Source organism: Rothia kristinae NBRC 15354 (assembly GCF_001570865.1).
Lineage (GTDB): Bacteria > Actinomycetota > Actinomycetes > Actinomycetales > Micrococcaceae > Rothia > Rothia kristinae.
This window is the reverse complement of the sequence record NZ_BCSM01000001.1, coordinates 205,970-225,916: the sequence shown is the minus strand read 5'-3', so window position 1 is coordinate 225,916 and position 19,947 is coordinate 205,970. Positions and strand designations below refer to the sequence as shown.

14 protein-coding genes and 1 tRNA gene are annotated in these 19,947 nt (G+C 72.9%); 7 read left to right on the top strand and 8 right to left on the bottom strand.

Annotated elements, in window-relative coordinates; all coding sequences use genetic code 11:
• Positions 1-58: 58 nt before the first annotated feature.
• Positions 59-1,006, bottom strand: a complete 948-nt coding sequence (locus KKR01S_RS01025) for a phosphotransferase (RefSeq protein WP_058731687.1) — start codon at positions 1,004-1,006, stop codon at positions 59-61.
• A gap of 71 nt (positions 1,007-1,077) precedes the next feature.
• Between KKR01S_RS01025 and nudC the strand changes: the two genes are divergently transcribed.
• Both nudC and KKR01S_RS01020 read left to right on the top strand, forming a co-directional pair.
• Positions 1,078-2,199 carry an NAD(+) diphosphatase gene (gene nudC / locus KKR01S_RS10440; RefSeq protein ID WP_081046317.1) on the top strand — a complete coding sequence of 374 codons (1,122 nt, stop codon included), beginning with the start codon at positions 1,078-1,080 and terminating at the stop codon, positions 2,197-2,199.
• Positions 2,196-4,004: an ATP-dependent helicase gene (locus tag KKR01S_RS01020; protein WP_081101436.1), complete on the top strand. Its 1,809-nt coding sequence runs from the start codon at positions 2,196-2,198 to the stop codon at positions 4,002-4,004. The genes nudC and KKR01S_RS01020 overlap by 4 nt, the downstream gene beginning before the upstream one ends.
• 117 nt (positions 4,005-4,121) lie before the next feature.
• Here the strand turns inward: KKR01S_RS01020 and KKR01S_RS11415 are convergent, their stop codons facing one another.
• Positions 4,122-4,883, bottom strand: a complete 762-nt coding sequence (locus KKR01S_RS11415; RefSeq protein WP_061225048.1) for a hypothetical protein — start codon at positions 4,881-4,883, stop codon at positions 4,122-4,124.
• A 174-nt stretch (positions 4,884-5,057) separates the two neighbouring features.
• Between KKR01S_RS11415 and KKR01S_RS01010 the strand changes: the two genes are divergently transcribed.
• Entirely contained in the window at positions 5,058-5,729 is a 672-nt protein-coding gene (locus KKR01S_RS01010; protein ID WP_081101435.1) for a M48 metallopeptidase family protein, read from the top strand.
• Here the strand turns inward: KKR01S_RS01010 and KKR01S_RS01005 are convergent.
• Positions 5,636-7,057 carry a zinc-dependent metalloprotease gene (locus KKR01S_RS01005; RefSeq protein WP_061225047.1) on the bottom strand — a complete coding sequence of 474 codons (1,422 nt, stop codon included), beginning with the start codon at positions 7,055-7,057 and terminating at the stop codon, positions 5,636-5,638. The two genes, KKR01S_RS01010 and KKR01S_RS01005, sit on opposite strands and share 94 nt — an antisense overlap.
• A 280-nt stretch (positions 7,058-7,337) precedes the next feature.
• On the opposite strand from KKR01S_RS01005, the gene KKR01S_RS01000 reads away from it, so the two are divergent.
• The 3 genes from KKR01S_RS01000 to KKR01S_RS00990 all read left to right on the top strand — a co-directional run bounded on the left by KKR01S_RS01000 (position 7,338) and on the right by KKR01S_RS00990 (position 12,033).
• Positions 7,338-8,480 (top strand): YlbL family protein, encoded by a 1,143-nt coding sequence (locus tag KKR01S_RS01000; protein ID WP_081101434.1) that lies wholly within the window; start codon positions 7,338-7,340, stop codon positions 8,478-8,480.
• Between the two features lie 230 nt (positions 8,481-8,710).
• Positions 8,711-11,797 (top strand): UPF0182 family membrane protein, encoded by a 3,087-nt coding sequence (locus KKR01S_RS00995; RefSeq protein ID WP_061225046.1) that lies wholly within the window; start codon positions 8,711-8,713, stop codon positions 11,795-11,797.
• Positions 11,798-11,959: 162 nt separating this feature from the next.
• Positions 11,960-12,033 (top strand) — tRNA-Met (locus KKR01S_RS00990).
• A 190-nt stretch (positions 12,034-12,223) separates the two neighbouring features.
• Here KKR01S_RS00990 and KKR01S_RS00985 read toward each other — a convergent pair.
• From KKR01S_RS00985 to KKR01S_RS11410, 5 genes are all read right to left on the bottom strand, one after another.
• Positions 12,224-13,135 (bottom strand): ABC transporter permease, encoded by a 912-nt coding sequence (locus KKR01S_RS00985; protein WP_081101433.1) that lies wholly within the window; start codon positions 13,133-13,135, stop codon positions 12,224-12,226.
• A complete protein-coding gene (locus KKR01S_RS00980) occupies positions 13,132-14,019 on the bottom strand; it encodes an ABC transporter permease (RefSeq protein ID WP_061225045.1) in 888 nt (295 codons plus the stop codon). Before KKR01S_RS00980 ends, KKR01S_RS00985 begins: the two co-directional genes overlap by 4 nt.
• Entirely contained in the window at positions 14,016-14,954 is a 939-nt protein-coding gene (locus KKR01S_RS00975) for an ABC transporter ATP-binding protein (protein WP_061225087.1), read from the bottom strand. Before KKR01S_RS00975 ends, KKR01S_RS00980 begins: the two co-directional genes overlap by 4 nt.
• A gap of 88 nt (positions 14,955-15,042) precedes the next feature.
• Positions 15,043-15,759, bottom strand: a complete 717-nt coding sequence (locus KKR01S_RS00970; protein WP_058731570.1) for a PspA/IM30 family protein — start codon at positions 15,757-15,759, stop codon at positions 15,043-15,045.
• Between the two features lie 133 nt (positions 15,760-15,892).
• A complete protein-coding gene (locus KKR01S_RS11410) occupies positions 15,893-17,965 on the bottom strand; it encodes a TPM domain-containing protein (RefSeq protein WP_081101432.1) in 2,073 nt (690 codons plus the stop codon).
• A gap of 220 nt (positions 17,966-18,185) precedes the next feature.
• Here KKR01S_RS11410 and KKR01S_RS00960 point away from each other — a divergent pair, with 220 nt between their 5' ends.
• A complete protein-coding gene (locus tag KKR01S_RS00960) occupies positions 18,186-19,844 on the top strand; it encodes a S1C family serine protease (protein ID WP_061225043.1) in 1,659 nt (552 codons plus the stop codon).
• The last annotated feature ends 103 nt before the right edge of the window (positions 19,845-19,947 follow it).

Genomic DNA, 19,947 nt, shown 5'->3' with positions numbered 1-19,947 from the left:
ACAGACTGAGTGGAGCTCGCCCGTCGTCGGGAGCGCGGTTCAGTCGAGGGAGCGGGCGTCAGTCGGCGGGTGCGTCGGCATCCCGGGGCTCGTCGAGGGCGCCGGATTCGCGCAGGTCCCGCTCCAGGGTGCGCAGCATCGCCTGGGCCTCGCTGACCGTGGCCTCGTCCCCCTGCTCGGTGCCGCGCACCAGCCACTGGGCCAGCGCGAACTCGGCGTGCAGGTAGGCCCGGCGCAGCAGGTGGGGATCCGGGGTGTGCGGCAGCTGCACCGTGTAGACCTCCACGATCGCGTCCGCGAAGTCCTGGTCCGGGCAGCTCATCAGCCACGCGAAATCCGCCGCGGGATCCGCGACCTGCATGTCGTGCCAGCCGCGCACCGCGGCCAGGCGGGTGCCGTCCAGCACCAGGTTCTCCTCGGAGAGGTCCCCGTGGATCACGGTCGGGCGGAAGCGCCACAGCCGGGGGTCCTCCAGGCGGGATTCCCACCGGCGCAGCAGCGGCGCCGGGACCTTGCCGGTGCCTGCCGCCCGGTCCAGCTCCGCCAGCATCCGGTCCCGGCAGCGCTGGGCCGTGTAGGTCGGCAGATCCCCTTCCCGCACGATCTCGATCGGCAGGGTGTGGATCGTGGCCAGGGCCTTGCCCAGCTGGGTGCTCAGCGGCTCCCGCTCCGGGGAGACCACGTGGGAGCGGCGCACCAGCTCCTCGATGTCCACCACCTCACCCGGGATCTCCGGGTACACGAACGTCCGCAGCCCGTCCCGGTCCGCCGAGCCGACGACGGTGGGCAGCTGGAAGGGCAGGCGAGCCCGCAGCCCCGGGGTGAAGGAATGCAGGATGACGTGCTCGGATTCCAGCCGGACGCTGGCCTCCTGGGTGCGCGGGCAGCGCACGATCCACCGCTGGCGCGCGGAGTCGAGGACCACCGCGCCGACGTACTCGGGGTTCTCGACTTCATACGCGTCGACGGCCACGGGGAAGAGCCCGGGCACCCCGGCCGAGGCCATAGCGGCTAACGTTAGCGGTGTGGAAGTCACCCCCACAGACTACAAGAGACCCCCGGGAGCACGCTGAGCGCATGAGCACCGCCGAGAACCCCGGGATCCTCCCGCCCCTGGGGGCGCTGCTGCTGGGGACCCACCCGCTGCGCCGCAACGACCTGGAAGCCGACACCTCCGCGCTGCTGCCCGCCGCGCTCCGGGACCCGCGCACCCGCGTGCTTACTCTGGACGCCGAGGGTCGGGCGCCCATCCGGTGCCTGCCGGATCCCGCCGACGCTGCGACGGCCGACGCCGCCCCCGCTCGCGACGCCGCCCCAGCGACCACCCGGGGTGGCGCCCGCGCCGAGATCGCCTGGGCCGGGACCGCGCCGGTCGCAGGCCCCCTGGCCCACCTGGGGCTCGCCGCCGACGGCGCCCCCGTCCTGCTGGCCCTGCCCACCGCACAGACCCCCGGCGAGGCCTCCACCGCCACCACGTCCGGAACCGCGGCCGGGGCACCATCGCGGCGGCTCGGGTTGCGCGAGGCCGCGGAGATGCTGGACCCGGAGCAGACCGGGTGGTTCACCGCCGGGCTGGCCCTGTACCGCTGGCACGAGCAGGCCCGGCACTGCCCCCGGTGCGGTGCCCCCACCGAGCCCACCCGGGCCGGCTGGGCCCGCACCTGCGCCGCCGAGGGCACCGAGCTGTTCCCCCGCACCGATCCGGCGATCATCGCCGCCGTCGTGCACACCGACGAACACGGGGAGGAGCGGATCCTGTTGGGCCGCTCCGCCCGGTGGCCCGCGGACCGCTACTCGACCTTCGCCGGCTTCGTGGAGGCCGGGGAGAGCCTGGAAGCCGCCGTCGCCCGGGAGGTCGGCGAGGAGGCGGGAGTCAGGGTGGTGCGCGCCGAATACCGCGGCTCCCAGCCCTGGCCCTTCCCGCGCTCGCTGATGCTCGGCTTCCGCGCCGTCGTTGCCGAACCGGGCGCGGCCCGCCCGGACGGCACGGAGATCGCCCGGGTCCGCTGGTTCACCCGCAGGGAGCTGGCGGGGGAGGTCCGCGCCGGACGGGTGCGCCTGCCCGGACCAGTCTCGATCGCCCACCACCTGATCGCCGACTGGTACGGTGGCACCCTGCCCGAGAAGGCGCCCCAGAACCCGCCCGAGAAGGCACCCGAGACCCTGCCCCAGAACCCGGAGGACGAGAGCACACGATGACCCCCGCCCGGAGCGGATCCGCCGCCGAAGCAGCGCGCCCGCAGGAGCCCGCCCCGAGCCCGGACCGGATCCTGGAGGGCCTGGACCCCGAGCAGCGGGAGGTCGCCACGAGCCTGACAGGGCCCGTGTGCGTGCTGGCCGGGGCGGGGACGGGCAAGACCCGCGCGATCACCCACCGCATCGCCTACGGCATCGCCGCGGGGGGCTACGTGCCCCAGCAGGTGCTGGCCCTGACCTTCACCGCGCGCGCGGCCAACGAGATGCGCGCCCGCCTGCACGGGCTCGACGCGGCCGGGGTGCAGACCCGCACCTTCCACGCCGCGGCCCTGCGCCAGCTGCAGTACTTCTGGCCCCAGGCCGTCGGCGGGACCCCGCCGCAGCTGCTGTCGGGGAAGGCCCAGTACCTCGCCGAGGCCGCCTCCCGGCTGCGCTTCACCACGGACCGGGCGATCCTGCGGGACCTGGCCGCGATCATCGAGTGGTCCAAGGTCTCCATGCTCACCCCGGACACCCTCGAGGAGAACCTGGGGAACAAGGAGCTGCCTACCGGATTCACTCCCCAGGGCTTAGCGCGGGTGGCCCGGGCCTACGAGGACCTGAAGACCGAGCGCAACGCCATCGACTTCGAGGACGTGCTGCTGGCCACCGTCGCCATCCTGGAGGAGGACGACGCCGTCGCCGCGGCCGTGCGCCAGCAGTACCGGCACTTCGTGGTGGACGAGTACCAGGACGTCTCCCCGTTGCAGCAGCGCCTCCTGGACAACTGGCTGGGTGGACGCGAGGAGCTGTGCGTGGTGGGCGACGCCTCCCAGACCATCTACTCCTTCACCGGGGCGACCGCCCGGCACCTGCTGGAGTTCCCCTCCCGCCATCCGCAGGGCAAGGTCGTGCGGCTGGTGCGCGACTACCGCTCCACCCCGCAGGTGGTGACCCTGGCCAACCGCCTGCTGGCCGCCCGCCGCCCCGCCAAGGACTCCACCCCCGGGGCCTGGGCCACACCCCTGGAGCTGCGCGCCCAGCGACCCAAGGGACCCGAGCCGGAGTGGTTCGAGTACGCCGATGACGAGCAGGAGGCCGCCGGCATCGCCGAGGACATCCGGGACCTGATCGACAAGGACGGGATGGACCCCGCGCAGATCGCCGTGCTGTTCCGCACCAACGGACAGTCCCAGGTCATCGAGCAGGCGCTGGCCGATGCCGGGATCGGGTACCGGTTGCGCGGGACGGAGCAGTTCTTCAACCGCCCCGAGGTCAAGAACGCCATCGCCCAGATCCGCGCGGCCGCCCGCGCCGACGCCGAGACCCCGGCCCCGCGCCTGGTGCGGGACCTGCTCTCCTCCCTCGGCTACCGTGACCGGCCCCCGGCCTCCACCGGGGCGGTGCGCGCGACGTGGGAGTCCCTGGCGGCCCTGGTCTCGCTCACGGATCGGCTGGCCGCGGCGCGGACCGAGGAGCAGGGGGAGCTGACCCTGCCGGATCTGGTGGAGGAGCTGGCCCGCCGGGTCGCCCATCAGGACGCGCCGGTCATGTCCGGGGTCACCCTGGCCTCGCTGCACTCGGCGAAGGGCCTGGAATGGGACGCGGTGTTCCTGTGCGGATTGTCCGAGGGGCTGATGCCCATCGGCTTCGCCGAGACCGGGGATGAGCTGGACGAGGAGCGGCGCCTGTTGTACGTGGGGATCACCCGGGCCCGGCAGCGGCTGTTCCTGTCCTGGTCCCTGGCCCGCACCCCGGGCGGGCGGGCCCACCGGCGCCGCTCCCGCTTCCTCGAGGGGCTCGCCCCGCGCTCGGCGCACCTGGGCTGAGCCCTGAGCCGAGCCCCCGACGTCGCCACCGCCCGGCCCCGCGGAACTCGCCGTCCCCGCGGGCGTGGAGCGTCCTGAGGGTCCCGCAGCTCGGGCTTGCGCCCGCCGCGTCCGGTCTCAGCCGGCGCGGATCTCGCGGATCTCCGGGTGCAGGGCGAGGCGGCACAGGCAGTCCGGGTCAGCCTCGACGCGGATCGCCGCCAGCTGGCAGTCCCGGCACCGCCGCGCCCACCACGGCACGGTCCTCTCCGCCCCCTCCACCGCGCGCAGGTCCCCGGCGACATCCAGGACCAGCTGCAGCACCGGGGTCCCGGGGGCCAGCGGAGGCTCCCAGTGCTCCTCCTCGTGTGCGTCCACGGTCTGCACCACCCGGTCGAAGCGGGCCACGAGGCCGGAAAGCCACCCGGGGTCCCGGGCGGTGCGCCGCGGGGCGCCCGGCGTCGTCGTCGGGTCCAGCTCCGCCGGAACCTGACCGGGCCAGAACGGCTGCCCGTCCCGGCCGAGCAGCTCGGTGATCACCTGCTCCCGGCGCCGCCGCTCACGGCACACCCGGTGCACCAGCTCCGACTCCGGGTGGCTGCCCTGCCCCAGCGGCAGCGCGCGCCCGGTGCGTCGGGCGATGTCCGCGCACAGGGCCCGATCCCGGGCCAGGCCCACGTCCTGGTTCCGGTACCCCCGCTGCTCGACATCCCGGGAGGTCACCGGGTGCCGGTCCAGCAGCCACGGCAGCTCGTCCCCGGTCCGCTCGGTCAGCCCGCGGCAGATCAGGGCGGCGGGACCGGCCAGCCCCAGGCACAGCACCCGGGCGCCGCGGGGGATGCCGGCGAGCACGTGCTCGACGGAGACGATGGGCGGGGCGACGGCGGAGGAGTGGTCCATGCCACCCACCCTGGCAGATGCGTGGGCGCGGATCCCCGCTCATCCACAGGCCCCTCGTCCCGGACGGTGCAGGCAGGTCCTCGACGCGAGCGACGGCGGGGAGGATCGTGCGGCGCGCTGGTTCGTGCGGCGGGCAGGCGCCCCGGCGCGGCGTCGTCGGGCTAGGATCCTCTCATGCCCCGTCCCGGCCCCGCCCCGTCCTTCCCCGATGAGCATCTGCGCGCCGAGGGGGATCGGCCCGCGCTGGTGATCCGCCGCTCGGCGCGTCGCCGCAAGACCGTCTCCGCCCGCTGGGACGGGGACCGGGTGCTGCTGCAGATCCCGGCGAGCATGGGCACGGATCGGGCGCTGCGCCACGCCGAGGAGCTCCTGCCGCGCCTGCTGCGGGCCCGGGCCCGCCAGGGGGCGGGGGAGGGGGACCCGACCTCCCGGCGCCGCTCGGATGCGTTCCTCGCCGAGCGGGCCCGACGCCTGGCCCGGGAGCTGCTGGGGGACCGGGTGCGGCCCGTCTCGATCCGCTGGGTCACCAACCAGCGCACCCGCTGGGGATCCACCACCCCCGCCCGCGGTAGCGTGCGGATCTCACACCAGCTGTGGGAGGTGCCGGACTACGTGCTGGACTACGTGATCCATCACGAGCTGTGCCACCTCATCGAGGCCTCCCACGGCCCCCGCTTCCGGCGCCTGGAGGCCCGCTACCCCCACGCCGAAACGGCCCGGGCGTACCTGGCCGGGTACGCCCACGGCAGGGGTCAGGACCCGGAGGAGCCGTTCGAGGACTCCCCGGAGGAATCCTCCCCGTCCTCCCCGGAGGACGGATCCTCCGAGTCCGCCCCGTCCTCGTAGCCGCCGGAGAGCAGCTTCTCCAGGGCGGCGTCCATCTCCTCATCCGTGGCGTGGAGCAGGTCGTGGGTGGGCTCGAACTGCTCCGGGTGATCCAGGTCCTCGTCCGTGGGCAGGTTCTCCGGGGCCTCCCACAGGGCGTCCCTGGCCTCGGCCCCGTGCTGCTCGCCGTAGGCGCGCCAGAACTCGGAGGCCTCGCGCAGGCGCCGCGGCCGCAGCTCCAGGCCGATCAGCGACCCGAAGGTCTTCTCCGCAGGTCCGCCCGCGGCGCGACGACGCCGCAGGGTCTCGGTCAGCGCGGGTGCGGAAGGCAGGTTGCCGGCGGTCCGTGCGCAGACGTCGTCCACCCAGCCCTCCACCAGGGCCAGCAGGGTCTCCAGGCGCCGCAGGGTGACCTCCTGGTCCTCCGTCAGCTGCGGGGTGAACAGATCCCCGGACAGAATGGTGCGCATCGACTCGGGGTCGGTGGGATCCAGGCTGCGGGTGGCCTCCTCGATCCGGTCCATGTCCACGTGGATGCCGCGGGAGTAGCGGCGGATCAGCTCCAGGATGTCCTGACGCAGCCACGGGGTGGCGTGGAACAGCCGCTGGTGGGCGGCCTCGCGCAGGGCCAGGAACAGCATGATCTCCTGCTCCGGCAGGTCCAGGCCCTCACCGAAGGCGGCGATGTTGGTGGGTACCAGGGCGCAGCGCTCCGGGGCCAGGGGGATGCCGATGTCCGTGGAGGAGACGGCCTCGCGGGACAGCTGCCCGACGGCCTGACCCAGCTGCATCGCGAACATCATCCCGCTGATCCCGCTGAGCATGGACGCGCCCTGCCCCAGGATGGCCTGCAGCTCCTGCGGGATCTGCTGGGTCATCGCCTGGCCCATGGCCTCCGAGACCGACGCCGCCACGGGCTCGGCGATCTGGCGGAACGTGTCGAAGCAGTGGTCCACCCACTCCACGCGCACCCAGGCATCCTCCGGCACGGCCGGACGGGAGAACTGGGTCTGCGCGTCCAGCCACAGCCCGGCCAGCTGCATCGCATCGCGCACGGCGGCCTTGCGGCTGCCGGTCAGGGAGGGGTCGGATTCGGCGGCGGCCAGCTGGCGGGCGTGATCCCGGGCCGCCTCCCAGTTCACGGAGCCGTCCCGGCTCATCCCGGACATCATGGCCTGGATCTGGGAGAACAGCCCGGACATCATCGCCGGGTCCATGGGCACGGACATCCCCCGCAGGTCCTCGGGGTTCAGCCCCTGCCCGGAGGACAGGCGGCGGAACAGCTCCTCGAAGGGGTTGCCGCCCCCCTCGCCGTGGGACTCGCGGTCGTCGGGGTTCTGGGAGTTCATGGCACCTCGAAGGGTCGGTCGGAGGCGACGGTGCGATCCGCCGCGCGGGCTCAGCCCCCATTAAAGGCCAGCCCAGGCCCGCCCGTCAGCCCGTGTCCGCTCCTGGCACAGTCCCACCCGCCGGGCCGACGCCGGACCGACGCCGGATCAGCGCCGGATCCGCCCAGGCCGCTGTGGGCTAGGATGGGCCACGCCCGTGAGCCGTCCCGGCCCGGCTGCCCCCGCCCCCGCGCGTCGCCGGCAGCCCCGCGCGGGCCACGCCCGAGCAGGAAGCCCCAGGATGCCCGAGACCCCGCAGCAGCACGACCCCGACTCCGCGGGGCAGACCGGGTCCGCCCCGCGCACCCCCACGCTGCGGCCTCGCCGCGCCCAGCGGCGTCGGGCCCGCCTGACCGGCCTGTGCGGTGCGGCCACCGTCGGGATCCTGGCCGCGGGGGCGCTGCTGGCCCCGCCGTTCGTCACCGAGGCGCCCGGCCCCACCTTCAACACGATCGGCGAGTGGAACGGGCACCAGCTGATCCGCATCGACGGCGCGAAGACCTATCCCGTCAGCGGCAGCTTGGACATGACCACCGTCTCCGTCGCAGGCGGGCCCAACTCCCAGACCAACCCGCTGGCCGTGCTCGGCGCGTTCCTGGACCCCGGGCGCACGGCGCTGCCCGCGGACGCCCTCTACGCCCCCGGCACCAGCTCGGCGCAGGTCGCCGCGCGCAACAGCGCGGACATGACCGACTCCCAGTCCGCCGCCCAGGCCGCAGCCGCCGAGCACCTGGGCATCGACTACTCCGTGACCCTGCGGGTCGCCGGGCGGGCCCCGCAGAGCGCGGCCGGGCCCCTGGCGGAGGGCGACGTGCTGGTGGCCGTGGGCGGCACCCGGCTGAAGACCTACCAGGACCTCACCGACGCCCTGCAGCGCACCGAGGGCAAGGCCGTCGACGTCGTCTATCGCCCCGGGGGCAAGGACGAGCAGCGCACCGTGCGGCTGACCCCGCGGCGCGACGACGCCTCGGGTCGGTGGGTGCTGGGGCTGTACCTGAAGCCGGACTACCACTTCCCGTTCACCGTGGACTACGGGCTGCAGGACGTCGGCGGGCCGAGCGCGGGCACCATGTTCGCCCTGGGGATCATCGACGAGCTGACCCCCGGCTCCCTGACCGGCGGCAAGCACGTGGCCGGCACCGGCACGATCGACGCCCAGGGGAAGGTCGGGGCCATCGGCGGGATCCGGCAGAAGATGATCGGGGCCCGGCAGGCCGGGGCCACCCTCTTCCTGGCCCCGGCGGACAACTGCGACGAGGTCACCGGGCACATCCCCGACGGGCTGTCGGTGGTCAAGGTCTCCACGCTGGACGAGGCCGTGGAGGCCGTGCGCGGCGTCGGCGAGGGCAAGGACCCCGCCTCCTACCCGCAGTGCGGCTCCTGAGGTCTCCGGGTCCGGGGGCCTCAGGCGCTTCGCATCCCTGACCGGAATGGTCCGCGGCACCCCTTTCCGGGCACAATGGGAGGCACGACGCCGGGCCGGGCTTGCTCGCGCGGCGTCCACGGCCCCTGACCCGCACCGGGAGCACCCGCGCAGCCGCCTCGGCAGCGCGGGCGAGCGACCCCGGGGCGGCGCGGGGCCCGCATCCACCGCCTGCGACCTCGAGGACATCCGTGAGCCAAGGACCCCACCAGCCCGATGCGGGAGGATCCTCCCGCCCCGACCGTGCCGCGCGCGGCCCCGCCTCCTCGCGGCGTCGTCCCCTGATCATCACCGCGATCATCGTCATCGCCCTGATCATCGCCTTCGTGGCCGCGACCCAGGTGTACACCGAGGTGCTCTGGTACGACCAGGTCGGCTACCTCACCGTGTTCCTGCGGGAGAACGGCATCAAGGTCGGGGTCTTCCTCGCCGCCGCGGTGCTCATGGCCTTCGTCGTGTGGCTGAGCATGCGCCTGGCCTGGCGCCACCGTCCCGCGCGTCCGGCCGCCGGACGCTCGCGGGCCGGGCGCGACGCCGCCCGGGAGCAGGCCCGCCGGGAGGGGGCCGGACAGGATCCGATGGCGGATCTGCGCGCGGCCTTCGAACAGAACATGGCCCGCTACCAGCAGGCCCTGGAGCCGATGCGCCGGGTGCTGCTGATCGCGGTGCCCCTGGTCATCGGGCTGTTCGGCGCGGCCACGTTCCTCACCCGCTGGGACACCGTCGTGCTGTTCTTCGCCCAGGAGCCCTCCGGGCGCACCGATCCGCAGTTCGGCCTGGACCTGTCCTTCTTCATGTTCACCCTGCCGTTCCTGCGCCTGGTTACCGGCTTCGTGCTGACCACCCTGATCTTCGCGGGCCTGGCCGCGCTGGTCGTGCACTACCTGTACGGCGGGATCTCGGTGGGGGAGCGGGGCCTGCGGGTCTCGCGCGCCTTCACCGTGCAGATGGGCATCACAGCCGCCGCGATCCTCCTGGTCGTGGGCGCGAACTTCTGGCTGGGCCGCTACGCGACGCTGCAGAACGACTCCGGGGACTGGACCGGAGCGATGTACACCGACGTCAACGCCGTGATCCCCACCAAGGCGATCCTGGCCATCGCGGCCGTGCTGGTCGCGGTGATGTGCATCGTAGGCGCGGTGGTGGGCCGGTGGCGCCTGCCGATGATCGGCACCGCGATGCTGCTGGTGGTCTCCCTCGTGGCCGGCGGGCTGTACCCGTGGATCGTGCAGCGGTTCCAGGTCCAGCCCACCGAGCAGTCCATGGAGAACCCGTACATCCAGCGCAACATCGACATGACCCGGGACGCCTACGGGCTCTCGGACCTGGAATCCACCAACTACGACGCCACGGTGGACTCCGCGAAGGGCGCGCTGCGCAACGACTCGCAGTCCATCTCCAACATCCGCCTGCTGGACCCGAACGTGGTCTCCTCCGCCTTCGCCCAGCTGCAGCAGTTCCGTCCCTACTACCAGTTCGGCAAGACCCTGTCCGTGGACCGCTACGACATCGACGGCACCACCCAGGACACCGTGATCTCCGCGCGCGAGCTGAACCCGGGGCAGAACCAGGACCAGGGCTGGTACAACCAGCACGTGGTCTACACCCACGGCTACGGCGTCGTCGCCGCCTACGGCAACCAGGTGGAGGCCGACGGCAAGCCCAAGTTCATGCAGTCCGGCATCAACGCCACCGGCGAGATCTCGGAGAACTACGAGCCGCGGATCTACTTCGGCCAGTCCTCCCCCGAGTACTCGATCGTCGGCGGCTCGGAAGGCGACGAGCACCTGGAGCTGGACCGCCCGCAGACCACGGACGACTCCGACTCCAACGACGCCAAGACCACCTTCAGCGGGAACGGCGGGCCCAACGTCGGCAACTGGTTCAACCGCCTGGCCTACTCCATCAAGTACCAGTCCTCCGACCTGCTGCTCTCCGACGGGGTGCGCCCGGAGTCCCAGATCCTCTACGACCGGGACCCGGCCGAGCGGGTGCGCAAGGTCGCCCCGTACCTGACGGTGGACGGCAACCCGTACCCGGCGATCATCGACGGCAAGGTGCAGTGGATCGTGGACGCGTACACGACGTCGTCCTCCTACCCGTACTCCGCGCCCACCTCCCTGGGCAGCGCCACGCAGGACTCGCGCACCCAGAACGGGCAGGCCCAGGCCCTGCCGGATGAGAAGGTCAACTACATCCGCAACTCGGTCAAGGCCACCGTGAACGCCTACGACGGCTCGGTGCAGCTGTACGCGTGGGACGAGGACGACCCGGTGCTGAAGTCCTGGCAGAAGGTCTTCCCGAACACCGTGAAGTCCTACAAGGACATGTCCGCGGCCCTGATGGCGCACGTGCGCTACCCGGAGGACCTGTTCAAGGTGCAGCGGGAGCTGCTGAACCGTTACCACGTGACGGATGCCAACTCCTTCTACGCCGGGGACGACGTCTGGAAGGTCCCGAACGATCCCACGACCGATTCGGACACCGAGCTGCCGCCGTACTACCTCTCCCTGCAGATGCCGGGGGAGGACAAGGCCTCCTTCTCCCTGACCAGCTCCTTCATCCCGCAGCAGTCGGACAGCTCCACCCGCAACGTGATGTACGGGTACCTGGCGGCCAACGGGGATGCCGGCACCGGCAAGAACGGGGAGCGCTCCCCGGACTACGGGAAGCTGCGGCTGCTGGAGCTGCCGCGCTCCTCCGTGGTGCCCGGGCCCGGTCAGGCGCAGAACAACTTCAACTCGGACACCGAGGTCTCCTCCGAGCTGAACCTGCTCAGCCAGGGCGGCTCCCGGGTGGTCAAGGGCAACCTGCTGACCCTGCCCGTCGGTGACGGCATCCTCTACGTCCAGCCCGTCTACGTGCAGTCCAGCGGGGATTCGGCCTACCCGACCCTGCGCCGCGTGCTCGTGGGCTTCGGCGAGAAGGTCGGCTACGCCCCGACCCTCGACGAGGCGCTGAACCAGGTGTTCGGCGGCGATTCCGGAGCGCAGACCACCCAGGACGCCGGGGTGGACGCCCAGGAGGCCGACGCCCAGGACGGCGAGAGCGGCCAGCAGGGCTCCGGGAGCAGCGCCTCCGGGGATCTGGGCTCCGCGCTGGAGAAGGCCAGCCAGGCCATGAAGGACGCCGACCAGGCCCGCAAGGACGGCGACTGGGCCAAGTACGGCGAGGCCCAGGACCGCCTGCAGAAGGCCCTGGACGAGGCCATGGAAGCCGAGGGCGCGACGGCCTCGGCCAGCCCGTCGCCGTCCGCCAGCGCCTCGGCGGACCGGTGAGCCGGCCAGGGCGCTGATCGTCCGGGCCGCGTGATTGGCCGACGCCGCGGACGCACCCTCCCTCGCGGAGGGGCGGCCGCGGCGTCATTCTATGTTCTGCGCCACAGATGCCCGATCGGAGTTGCGCAGGGTGGGGCGGGTCCGTATAGTTGAACAGGTCGCCGCGGGGTGGAGCAGTTCGGTAGCTCGCCGGGCTCATAACCCGGAGGTCGCAAGTTCAAATCTTGCCCCCGCAACGAGAAGCACGAGGCCCGGTTCCTGGATCACCAGGAACCGGGCCTCGTCGCATGTGCGGCCTCGCCCCGCCCCCCCCGGCCGGTTTGGGAGGGGTTTCGGCGTTTGGGAGCCCCGAGGACACACCCACACACCGAAACCCCTCCCAAACCGGCCGGGCCGCGGCTGGCCGCGGCCGAGGGACGGGGCGGGTCAGCGCAGGAACAGGGCACTCAGCCGCCGGGTCACCAGCACGATGCCGACGCCGGCCAGCACCGCGAAGTAGCCGACGTGCACCGCGAAGACCGGGGTGAGCAGCCCGGTGCTGAGCATCCGCACCATCTCCACCGCGTGCCACAGCGGGAAGGCCATGATGACCCACTGCAGGGCCGGCGGGTACACCGTGATCGGGAAGAAGGTCGCGGAGAGCAGGAACATCGGCAGCAGCACCACCATGATCCAGTCCATGTGCACGAAGGTGCGGCAGTAGGAGGTCACGGCCATGCCCAGGGCCGCGAAGCCGAAGGCGATCAGCAGGCACGCCGGGATCGCCAGCACGGCAGTCCAAGCCAGGCTGTAGCCCAGCACGCTCATCAGCGCCATGAACGCGCAGGAGTAGAGCATCCCGCGGAACAGCGCCGAGGAGATCTCGCCCAGGGCCACGTCCAGCGGCCCCAGCGGCGTGGCCAGCATGGACTGGTACACCTTGGAGAAGCGCAGCTTGAAGAACACGTTCCACGTGGAGTCGTAGATCGCCCCGTTCATCGCGGAGGTGGCCAGCAGGGCCGGGGCGATGTACGCCGGGTACGGCAGGTCCTGCCCCTGGTACTGCACCGCCCCCACCAGGGCGCCGACGCCGATGCCCATGGACAGCAGGTACAGCATCGGCTCGAGCACCCCGGAGACCATGATCAGCCAGTTGGACCCGTAGGAGGTGGCCAGCCCGTGCTCGAAGACCGAGCGGGCGTTGCCGGAGTAGACGGTCTGGGCGAAGGGCGCCGGACGCCGGTGGGCCAGCAGCGTCTGGGCCCCCGCTGCGGGCCGGGCGGGGGCCGACGTCACACCGTGGGAGCGGGAACCGGCGCGGGAGCGTATGCCGGGGATGTGGGCGGGCGGGCGGCTCATCGGTCCTCCAGCTTCCGGGTCAAGGACCGGCGCAGCCACAGGATCCCCAGGACCGACAGTCCGAGGAGCACCAGCAGGTGCGCGGCCACCAGCCACGCCGGCTCGGCATGGCCGAAGGCCAGTCCGCGGGAGAGCTCGGCGGCGTGCCACACGGGGGAGATCCATCCGATCCACTGGATGCCCCACGGCAGCACGTTCAGCGGGTAGTACACCCCGGAGAACAGCACCAGCGGCATCAGCACGAAGCGGCGCACCATGGTGGATCTGCCGCCCTCCCGGTCCAGACCGGCGAAGTACCCGGCCACCGGCGCCCCGAAGGCCAGGGCCCCGAGCATCGCGACCAGCGGGATCGCCAGCCCCGTGCCCGGCTGCGGGAGCACCCCGAAGACGAGCATCGCGATCCAGTACAGCCCCGCCACCGCGGCGACCCTCACCTGGATCGCCAGCAGCACCCCGAGGGTCAGCTGCCCGGGGGAGACGGCGGCCTGGTAGATCGTGTAGTAGGTCTTGGCGTCCCACTGCGTGCCGCCGAGCACCTGGTAGGTGGATTCCTCCACGCCCACCATCACGGCCGCCGAGACCAGCAAGGCCGGGGCGACGAACACCACGTAGGACACCCCGTAGGTGTCCGCCCCCGTGCCGTGGCTGATCAGGGCGCCCAGTCCCAGCCCCATACCCAGCAGGTACAGGACCGGCTCACCCAGCGCGGAGGTCAGCAGGGTCAGCCGGTAGCGCCAGTACACCCACAGCATGTGCTCGGTCACCCCCCAGAAGGCGGTGCGGCGGCGTCGGGCCGCGACCTGCGGATCGTCCAGGCCGGCTCGTCGGGCCGCCGGGGAGTACGACTGCGCGGTGGGCTGCGGATCCGCGACGGCGTCCTTCATTCGATCAGGCTCCGTCCGGTCAGGGTCAGGAACACATCCTCCAGGGAGGCGCGCCGGACCAGGCTGGAGCGCACGGGGACCCCGAGGTCGTGGCTGCGGGTCAGGGCCGCATCGGCGTCCTCGGCGTGGATCAGCAGCCGGTCCGGCAGCCGCTCGACCCGCCGGAACCCGCCGCGCTCGCGCAGCAGCGCGGCCTGCTCGTCCAGGACCGCTCGATCCAGGCGCAGCTCCAGCACCTCCCGGCTCACGTGCTCCCGGATCAGGGCGGCGGGGGAGCCTTCGGCCATGATCCGGCCGTGGTCGATCACCACGATCCGATCGCACAGCTGCTCGGCCTCGTCCATGTAGTGCGTGGTCAGCAGCAGGGTGGTCCCGCTCTCGCGCAGTCGGAACAGCTTCTCCCACAGCAGGTGCCGGGCCTGCGGATCCAGGCCCGTGGTCGGCTCATCCAGCATCAGCAGCCGGGGCTCGTTGACCAGCGCCCGGGCGATGGTCAGGCGCCGCTTCATCCCGCCGGAGAGGTCATCCGCGCGCACGTCGCGCTTGTCGGTCAGCTGCGCGAAGTCCAGCAGCTCGGGGATCTTCTCCCGCAGGTACCACCGGGGCAGACCGAAGTACCGGCCGTACACGGCCATGTTCTTGGCCACCGTCAGGTCCAGGTCCAGCCGGTCCTCCTGCGGGACGACGCCGATGCGCGTCCGGATGCTGGGCCCCTGAACGTCCGGGTCCGCGCCGAGCACCTCCAGGTGCCCGCCCGTGCGCCGGGAGGTGGCCCCGAGCATCTTCATGGTCGTGGACTTGCCCGCCCCGTTGGGGCCCAGCAGCCCGAAGGCCTCCCCGGCCTCGATCCGGAAGTCGATGCCGTCCACCGCCGTGAACCGCCCGAAGGCCTTGGTCAGACCGGAGGCGACGGCGGCAGGGGCGGGGGCAGGCATGATCCACATCATAGCCGACCATGATCCCGGCGTCACCCGCCCGGAGGCACGCGCCGGAGGCCGTCGGCCGCGACGCCGGCCCCGCCACTCAGCCCTGGGACTTCTTCAGCGCGGCCAGGCGCGCCTCCACCTCGGACTCCCGGGACAGATCCTCCAGGGACTCGAACTGCGCGTCCAGGGAGGAAGCGGACAGCTCCTGCGCCCCGCGCACCCGGGCCTCCTCCCGGCGCACCTTCTCCTCGAAGCGGCTGACCTCGCTGGTCGGGTCCATGACGTCGAAGGCCTTGAGGGCGTCGTTGACCTGGTTCTGCGCGGCCGCGGACTTCTGCCGGGCCGAGAGCTCATCCCTCTTGCGGGTCAGCTCATCCAGCTTGGAGCGCATCCGGTTCAGCCCGTCCTTGAGCTTGTCCACCGCCTCCGTCTGCGCGGCGATCTGCGGCTCGGCGGCCTGAGCCTCCTGCTCCGCGGCCAGCTGGCGCTGCAGCGCGATCTTCGCCAGGCCGTCGAACTTGTCCGCGCTCGCGGCATCGCCCTGCTCCCGGTGCCGGTCCGCCGTCTGGGAGGCGGCCAGGGCCTTGCGGCCCCACTCCTGGGCCTCCTTCAGGTCCTCGGCGTGGTCCTCCTCCAGCAGGCGCAGGTTGCCGATGGTCTGGGCCACCGCCTGCTCCGCCTCGGCGATGTTGTTCCGGTAGTCCCGGACCATCTGGTCCAGCATCTTCTGCGGGTCCTCGGCCGCGTCGATCATCGCGTTCACGTTGGCCTTCGCCAGCTGCGCGATCCGGCCGAAGATGGACTGCTTCACCATGGGATGTTCCTCCTGGTCGTGGTGGGTGGCTGTGTTCTGTGTGCTGGTCTGTGGGGCGGAACCTCGGTGCTTTCCGCGGCGGGTCCTCGGTCGAGAGTCCCTTCGGGTCCGGAGCTCGGCTCAGGAGCTGGTGTCAGAAGTTTCCTCCGGCCCCGCCGGAGCCGAAGCCGCCCCCGCCGCCGCCGAAGCTGCCGCCGCCGAAGCCCCCCGAGCCACCGCCGCCGAAGCCGCCGTGGTTCCCGCCGCCGAGCAGGGTGCCCAGCAGCAGCCCGCCCAGCAGGGCGGAGTTCCGGTTCGATCCGCCGGCCCCGGGGCCGGTGCGGAAGCTGCGCACGTCCGCATCAGCCCCGGACTGGGCCTGCTGGGCCCGCAGCAGCGCCTGGTTGGCCTCGGTGAGGGCCGCGGTGGGTTCGGCGTCGCGCAGCCGCTGCGCTTCGGCCAGGTGCCGCTGCGCCTCGTGCAGGGCGGTGCGGGCCTGCTGGCCGACGCCGCCGCGGCGGGCCGCCACGTAGTCGGTGGCCGCAGCGACGGCCGTCTGCGCGGAGATCAGGGTGTGGGCGAGGGTCTGGCGGGCCGAGCGATCCCGGGCGTGGGCATCGCGCACGCTGGCCAGGCCCTCATCCAGCTGCACGCGGGCCTCGCGCAGGCGCCGGGCCTGGGCCTGCGGATCCACGGGGCCTGCGGCCAGCTCAGCGCGGATCGCGGAGACCGCCTGGCGCACGCGGGCCGCCGCCCCGCTCAGATCCGCGTAGCCGCCCCGGCCCAGCAGGGCCTGCGCCTCGGCGACGTCGGCCTCGGCCTGCTCCAGCGCCTCCTCCAGGGAGGCCCGGGCCTGCTCCAGCTCGCCGGCCGAGCGCTCGGCCGCGGCGATCACGGAGCGGACCTGCCCGGTGGCCTCCTCCGCGCCGCGCACCGCGAGCGCGGCGGCGGAGACCTCCCCGGCCTCCAGGTGGGTGCGGGCCTGACCCACGGACTCCGCGGCCAGCTCCAGCCGCCGCTCGGCCTCGTCCAGGGAGTCCAGGATCGGCTCCACCGCGCCGACGGCGAACCGTCCGGTCAGCTCGCGGATCCTCGGGCGGGTGCGCTCCAGCCGGGCGCGCTCCTGCTCGACGCCGCTCCCGGCCGCGGAGATCGCCTCGGCGGGGGAGTCCTCCAGTCGGCGCAGCCGGGCGAACTCCTCCTGCTTGGCCGTCAGGCTCGCCTGGGCGGCGCGGCACCCGCGGATGATCTCGGTGAGCCAGGAGCGCTGCTGCTGCTCTGTGTCGGGGATGTCGTCGTCCAGCTGCTGCTGCAGCTGGAAGCTGCGGGTCAGGCTCTCCCGGGCCTGGGCGAGGGCGGTCTCGAAGGGTCGCACAGCCTCGTCGCCGTACTGGGCGCGGGCGAACTCCAGCTCCTCGGCGCTGCGGGCGACGGCGTCGTCCGCGGCCACCAGCAGGGGTCCGGCCTCGGCGCGCAGCTGCGCGAGGTCCATCGCGTCCAGCGGATCCGCGGGGGCAGCGCCCGGGACCCGGGCGGCACCGGGGGCACCCGCGGCCTGAGACGGCGTGCCGGGGGTGCCGGCGCTCGTTCCGTTGGCGCGCCGACGACGCCGCCGCCACGCCCACACACCCACGGCCCCCGCGCCGCCGGCGGCCAGCAGCCAGCCGCCGCTGATCAGTCCCTGGCTGCCGCCGCCCCCGCCGCTGGAGGCGCGCGAGGACTGCGCGGCTTCGCGCATCCCGTCCACCGCGGCTTCGGCGGCACCCGTCCAGTCGGTGTCGCGCAGCTTCGGGAAGATCCGATCCTGGTAGATCCGCTGCTGCTGCTCCTGGGTGATCGGGCCCGAGGAGCTGGCCTCGAACTTGGCCTGGCGGGCCTGGGTGGCGATGACCAGCACGGCGTCGGTGGCGCCGAGGTCGTTCAGCTCGGAGAAGCGGCTCACCCAGGCATCGGCACCGGAGGGGTCGGTGAACTCATCCACCGTGATGACGTAGAGGGTCAGGTGCTGGTCCTCGGCCAGCCGGTCGATCGATGAATCCAGCGTCTGGGTCGAGCCCAGGACCCCGGCTTCGTCGACCACGCGCTGTCCGGGGGAGACATCCATCGGGGCCTGCGCCAGAGCGGGCGCGGCGCCGAGCGCGGTGCTCGCGCCGACGGCGGCCAGCACCAGCAGGGCGGACCGGTGGCGTCCTCGGCTCTCGGCGGTGGGGCGGGTTGGATGCTCCATGGCACCAGACTAGGCCACGGCGGCGCGGGGATCACGGGTTATCCACCGTCGGCGCAGACGAGGCCGACGCGGCAAGGTGACGATCAGGAAACGTCCAGAATCCGCACACAGGGGGCACAGCCGAGCGGAGCACAGTGGAAGCGAGCATCGGGGCGCCGTGCGCACCGGCGCGGTCGCACCGCCCCCCCCATCAGCAGGACCCGGCATGAAAGGCTCGAGGATGACCACCCCGCCCCAGGACCCCCACCAGCCCGACGGTCACGAGGACCGGACCCGGCCCCACCCGTGGGCCGAACAGGAGCCGTCCACCCGCCCGATCGGCGCCGACGCCGGCGCGCAGCGCATCGAGGGCACCCGCCCCGCAGGCACCACACAGGAAGGCACCCGCCCGGCAGGCTCCGGGCAGGAGGGCACTGCGCAGGAGAGCACCGCGGCCTACCCCACCTGGGCCGGGCAGGCCTCCGGGGCGAGGACCCAGGAGCAGGCGGCCGCCACCGCCGAGCAGCCCACCCAGGCCACCCAGACCGCGGCCCAGCCCGCGGCCTACGGATACGGCTACGGCGAGGGCGGATACGGCGGCGGCGACGGCGGCTGGGGCACCGCGGGCCAGCCCATCTACCAGCCCGCCTCACCGCGGCGGGATCGCCGCCGGTTCGGCGCCGGCACCCTGATCGCCGGGATGGCGGTGGCCGCGCTGATCGGCGGGGGTGCTGCTGCAGGGACCACGGGGCTGATCGAGGCGAACTCCGCCTCCACGAGCTCCTCCTCCGGCAGCGGCGGCACGACCATCGTCAACGACCACAGCTCGGTCAACGAGGTCACCGCCGCGGCGCAGAAGGCCTCGCCCTCCGTGGTGACCATCGCCGTCACCGGCAGCGGGGAGTCCGGCACCGGCTCCGGGGTGATCCTGGACAAACAGGGCCACATCCTCACCAACACCCACGTGGCCACCCTGGACGGGGCCACCGCGAACGCGACCGCCGAGGTGCAGCTGTCCGACGGCTCCGTGCGCTCCGCGCAGGTGGTGGGCACGGATCCCACCTCGGATCTGGCCGTGCTGAAGATCGACGCGAACGGCCTGGACCTCACCCCGGCCACCCTGGGCGACTCCAGCAAGCTCAACGTCGGGGACACGGCCGTGGCCATCGGCTCCCCGCTGGGCCTGAGCGGCACCGTCACGGACGGCATCGTCTCCAACCTCAACCGCACGATCTCCGTGGCCTCCTCCGCGGCCCCTGAGGGCGGCGACACCGAGGACTCATCCCAGGGCTCGCCCTTCCAGTTCCAGTTCCCGGATAAGAACGGGCGCACCCAGACGACCCAGTCCAACTCCACGATCTCTCTGGCGGTGCTGCAGACCGACGCCGCGATCAACCCCGGCAACTCCGGCGGGGCCCTGGTCAACAAGGACGGCGAGGTCATCGGCATCAACGTCGCGATCGCCTCGGCCGGGTCCAGCAGCGGCTCCGAATCCAGCGGCTCCACCGGCAACATCGGCGTCGGCTTCTCCATCCCCGTGGACTACGCCAAGCGGGTGGCCCAGGAGATCATCGACGACGGGCACGCGACCCACGGGCTGCTGGGGGCCTCGGTGGCCTCCAGCCCCGCGGATGGGGACAAGTCCCAGACCTTCAGCGACGGCGCCGTCATCAAGCGGCTGAGCTCCGACGGCCCGGCCCAGCAGGCGGGGCTGTCCACCGGCGACGTCATCACCGAGCTGGACGGGCGCCAGATCACCGACGCCGAATCCCTGACCGCCAGCGTGCGCGAGGCCGCGGCCGGGCAGAAGGTCACCGTGAAGTACCAGCGCAACGGCAGCGAGAAGACCGCGGAGGTCACCCTGGGCAGCGCTTCGGACAGCTCCTCCTCCAGCCGCTGAGCCGGCGGCTGACCTCACCCGACGACGCCGCGCCGGCCCCGATCCTTCCGGGGCCGGCGCGGCGTCGTCTCGCGTGCGCGGCCGAACCCTGCGGGGCCACCCC

What these genes read in the sequence shown, in the direction of transcription:
- KKR01S_RS11415 (WP_061225048.1), bottom strand. Translation starts at nt 4,883, where the DNA reads ATGGACCACTCCTCCGCCGTCGCCCCGCCCATCGTCTCCGTCGAGCAC.
- KKR01S_RS00980 (WP_061225045.1), bottom strand. Translation starts at nt 14,019, where the DNA reads ATGAAGGACGCCGTCGCGGATCCGCAGCCCACCGCGCAGTCGTACTCC.
- KKR01S_RS01020 (WP_081101436.1), top strand. Translation starts at nt 2,196, where the DNA reads ATGACCCCCGCCCGGAGCGGATCCGCCGCCGAAGCAGCGCGCCCGCAG.
- KKR01S_RS01025 (WP_058731687.1), bottom strand. Translation starts at nt 1,006, where the DNA reads ATGGCCTCGGCCGGGGTGCCCGGGCTCTTCCCCGTGGCCGTCGACGCG.
- KKR01S_RS01010 (WP_081101435.1), top strand. Translation starts at nt 5,058, where the DNA reads ATGCCCCGTCCCGGCCCCGCCCCGTCCTTCCCCGATGAGCATCTGCGC.
- KKR01S_RS00960 (WP_061225043.1), top strand. Translation starts at nt 18,186, where the DNA reads ATGACCACCCCGCCCCAGGACCCCCACCAGCCCGACGGTCACGAGGAC.
- KKR01S_RS00975 (WP_061225087.1), bottom strand. Translation starts at nt 14,954, where the DNA reads ATGCCTGCCCCCGCCCCTGCCGCCGTCGCCTCCGGTCTGACCAAGGCC.
- KKR01S_RS01005 (WP_061225047.1), bottom strand. Translation starts at nt 7,057, where the DNA reads ATGAACTCCCAGAACCCCGACGACCGCGAGTCCCACGGCGAGGGGGGC.
- nudC (WP_081046317.1), top strand. Translation starts at nt 1,078, where the DNA reads ATGAGCACCGCCGAGAACCCCGGGATCCTCCCGCCCCTGGGGGCGCTG.
- KKR01S_RS00970 (WP_058731570.1), bottom strand. Translation starts at nt 15,759, where the DNA reads ATGGTGAAGCAGTCCATCTTCGGCCGGATCGCGCAGCTGGCGAAGGCC.
- KKR01S_RS01000 (WP_081101434.1), top strand. Translation starts at nt 7,338, where the DNA reads ATGCCCGAGACCCCGCAGCAGCACGACCCCGACTCCGCGGGGCAGACC.
- KKR01S_RS11410 (WP_081101432.1), bottom strand. Translation starts at nt 17,965, where the DNA reads ATGGAGCATCCAACCCGCCCCACCGCCGAGAGCCGAGGACGCCACCGG.
- KKR01S_RS00985 (WP_081101433.1), bottom strand. Translation starts at nt 13,135, where the DNA reads ATGAGCCGCCCGCCCGCCCACATCCCCGGCATACGCTCCCGCGCCGGT.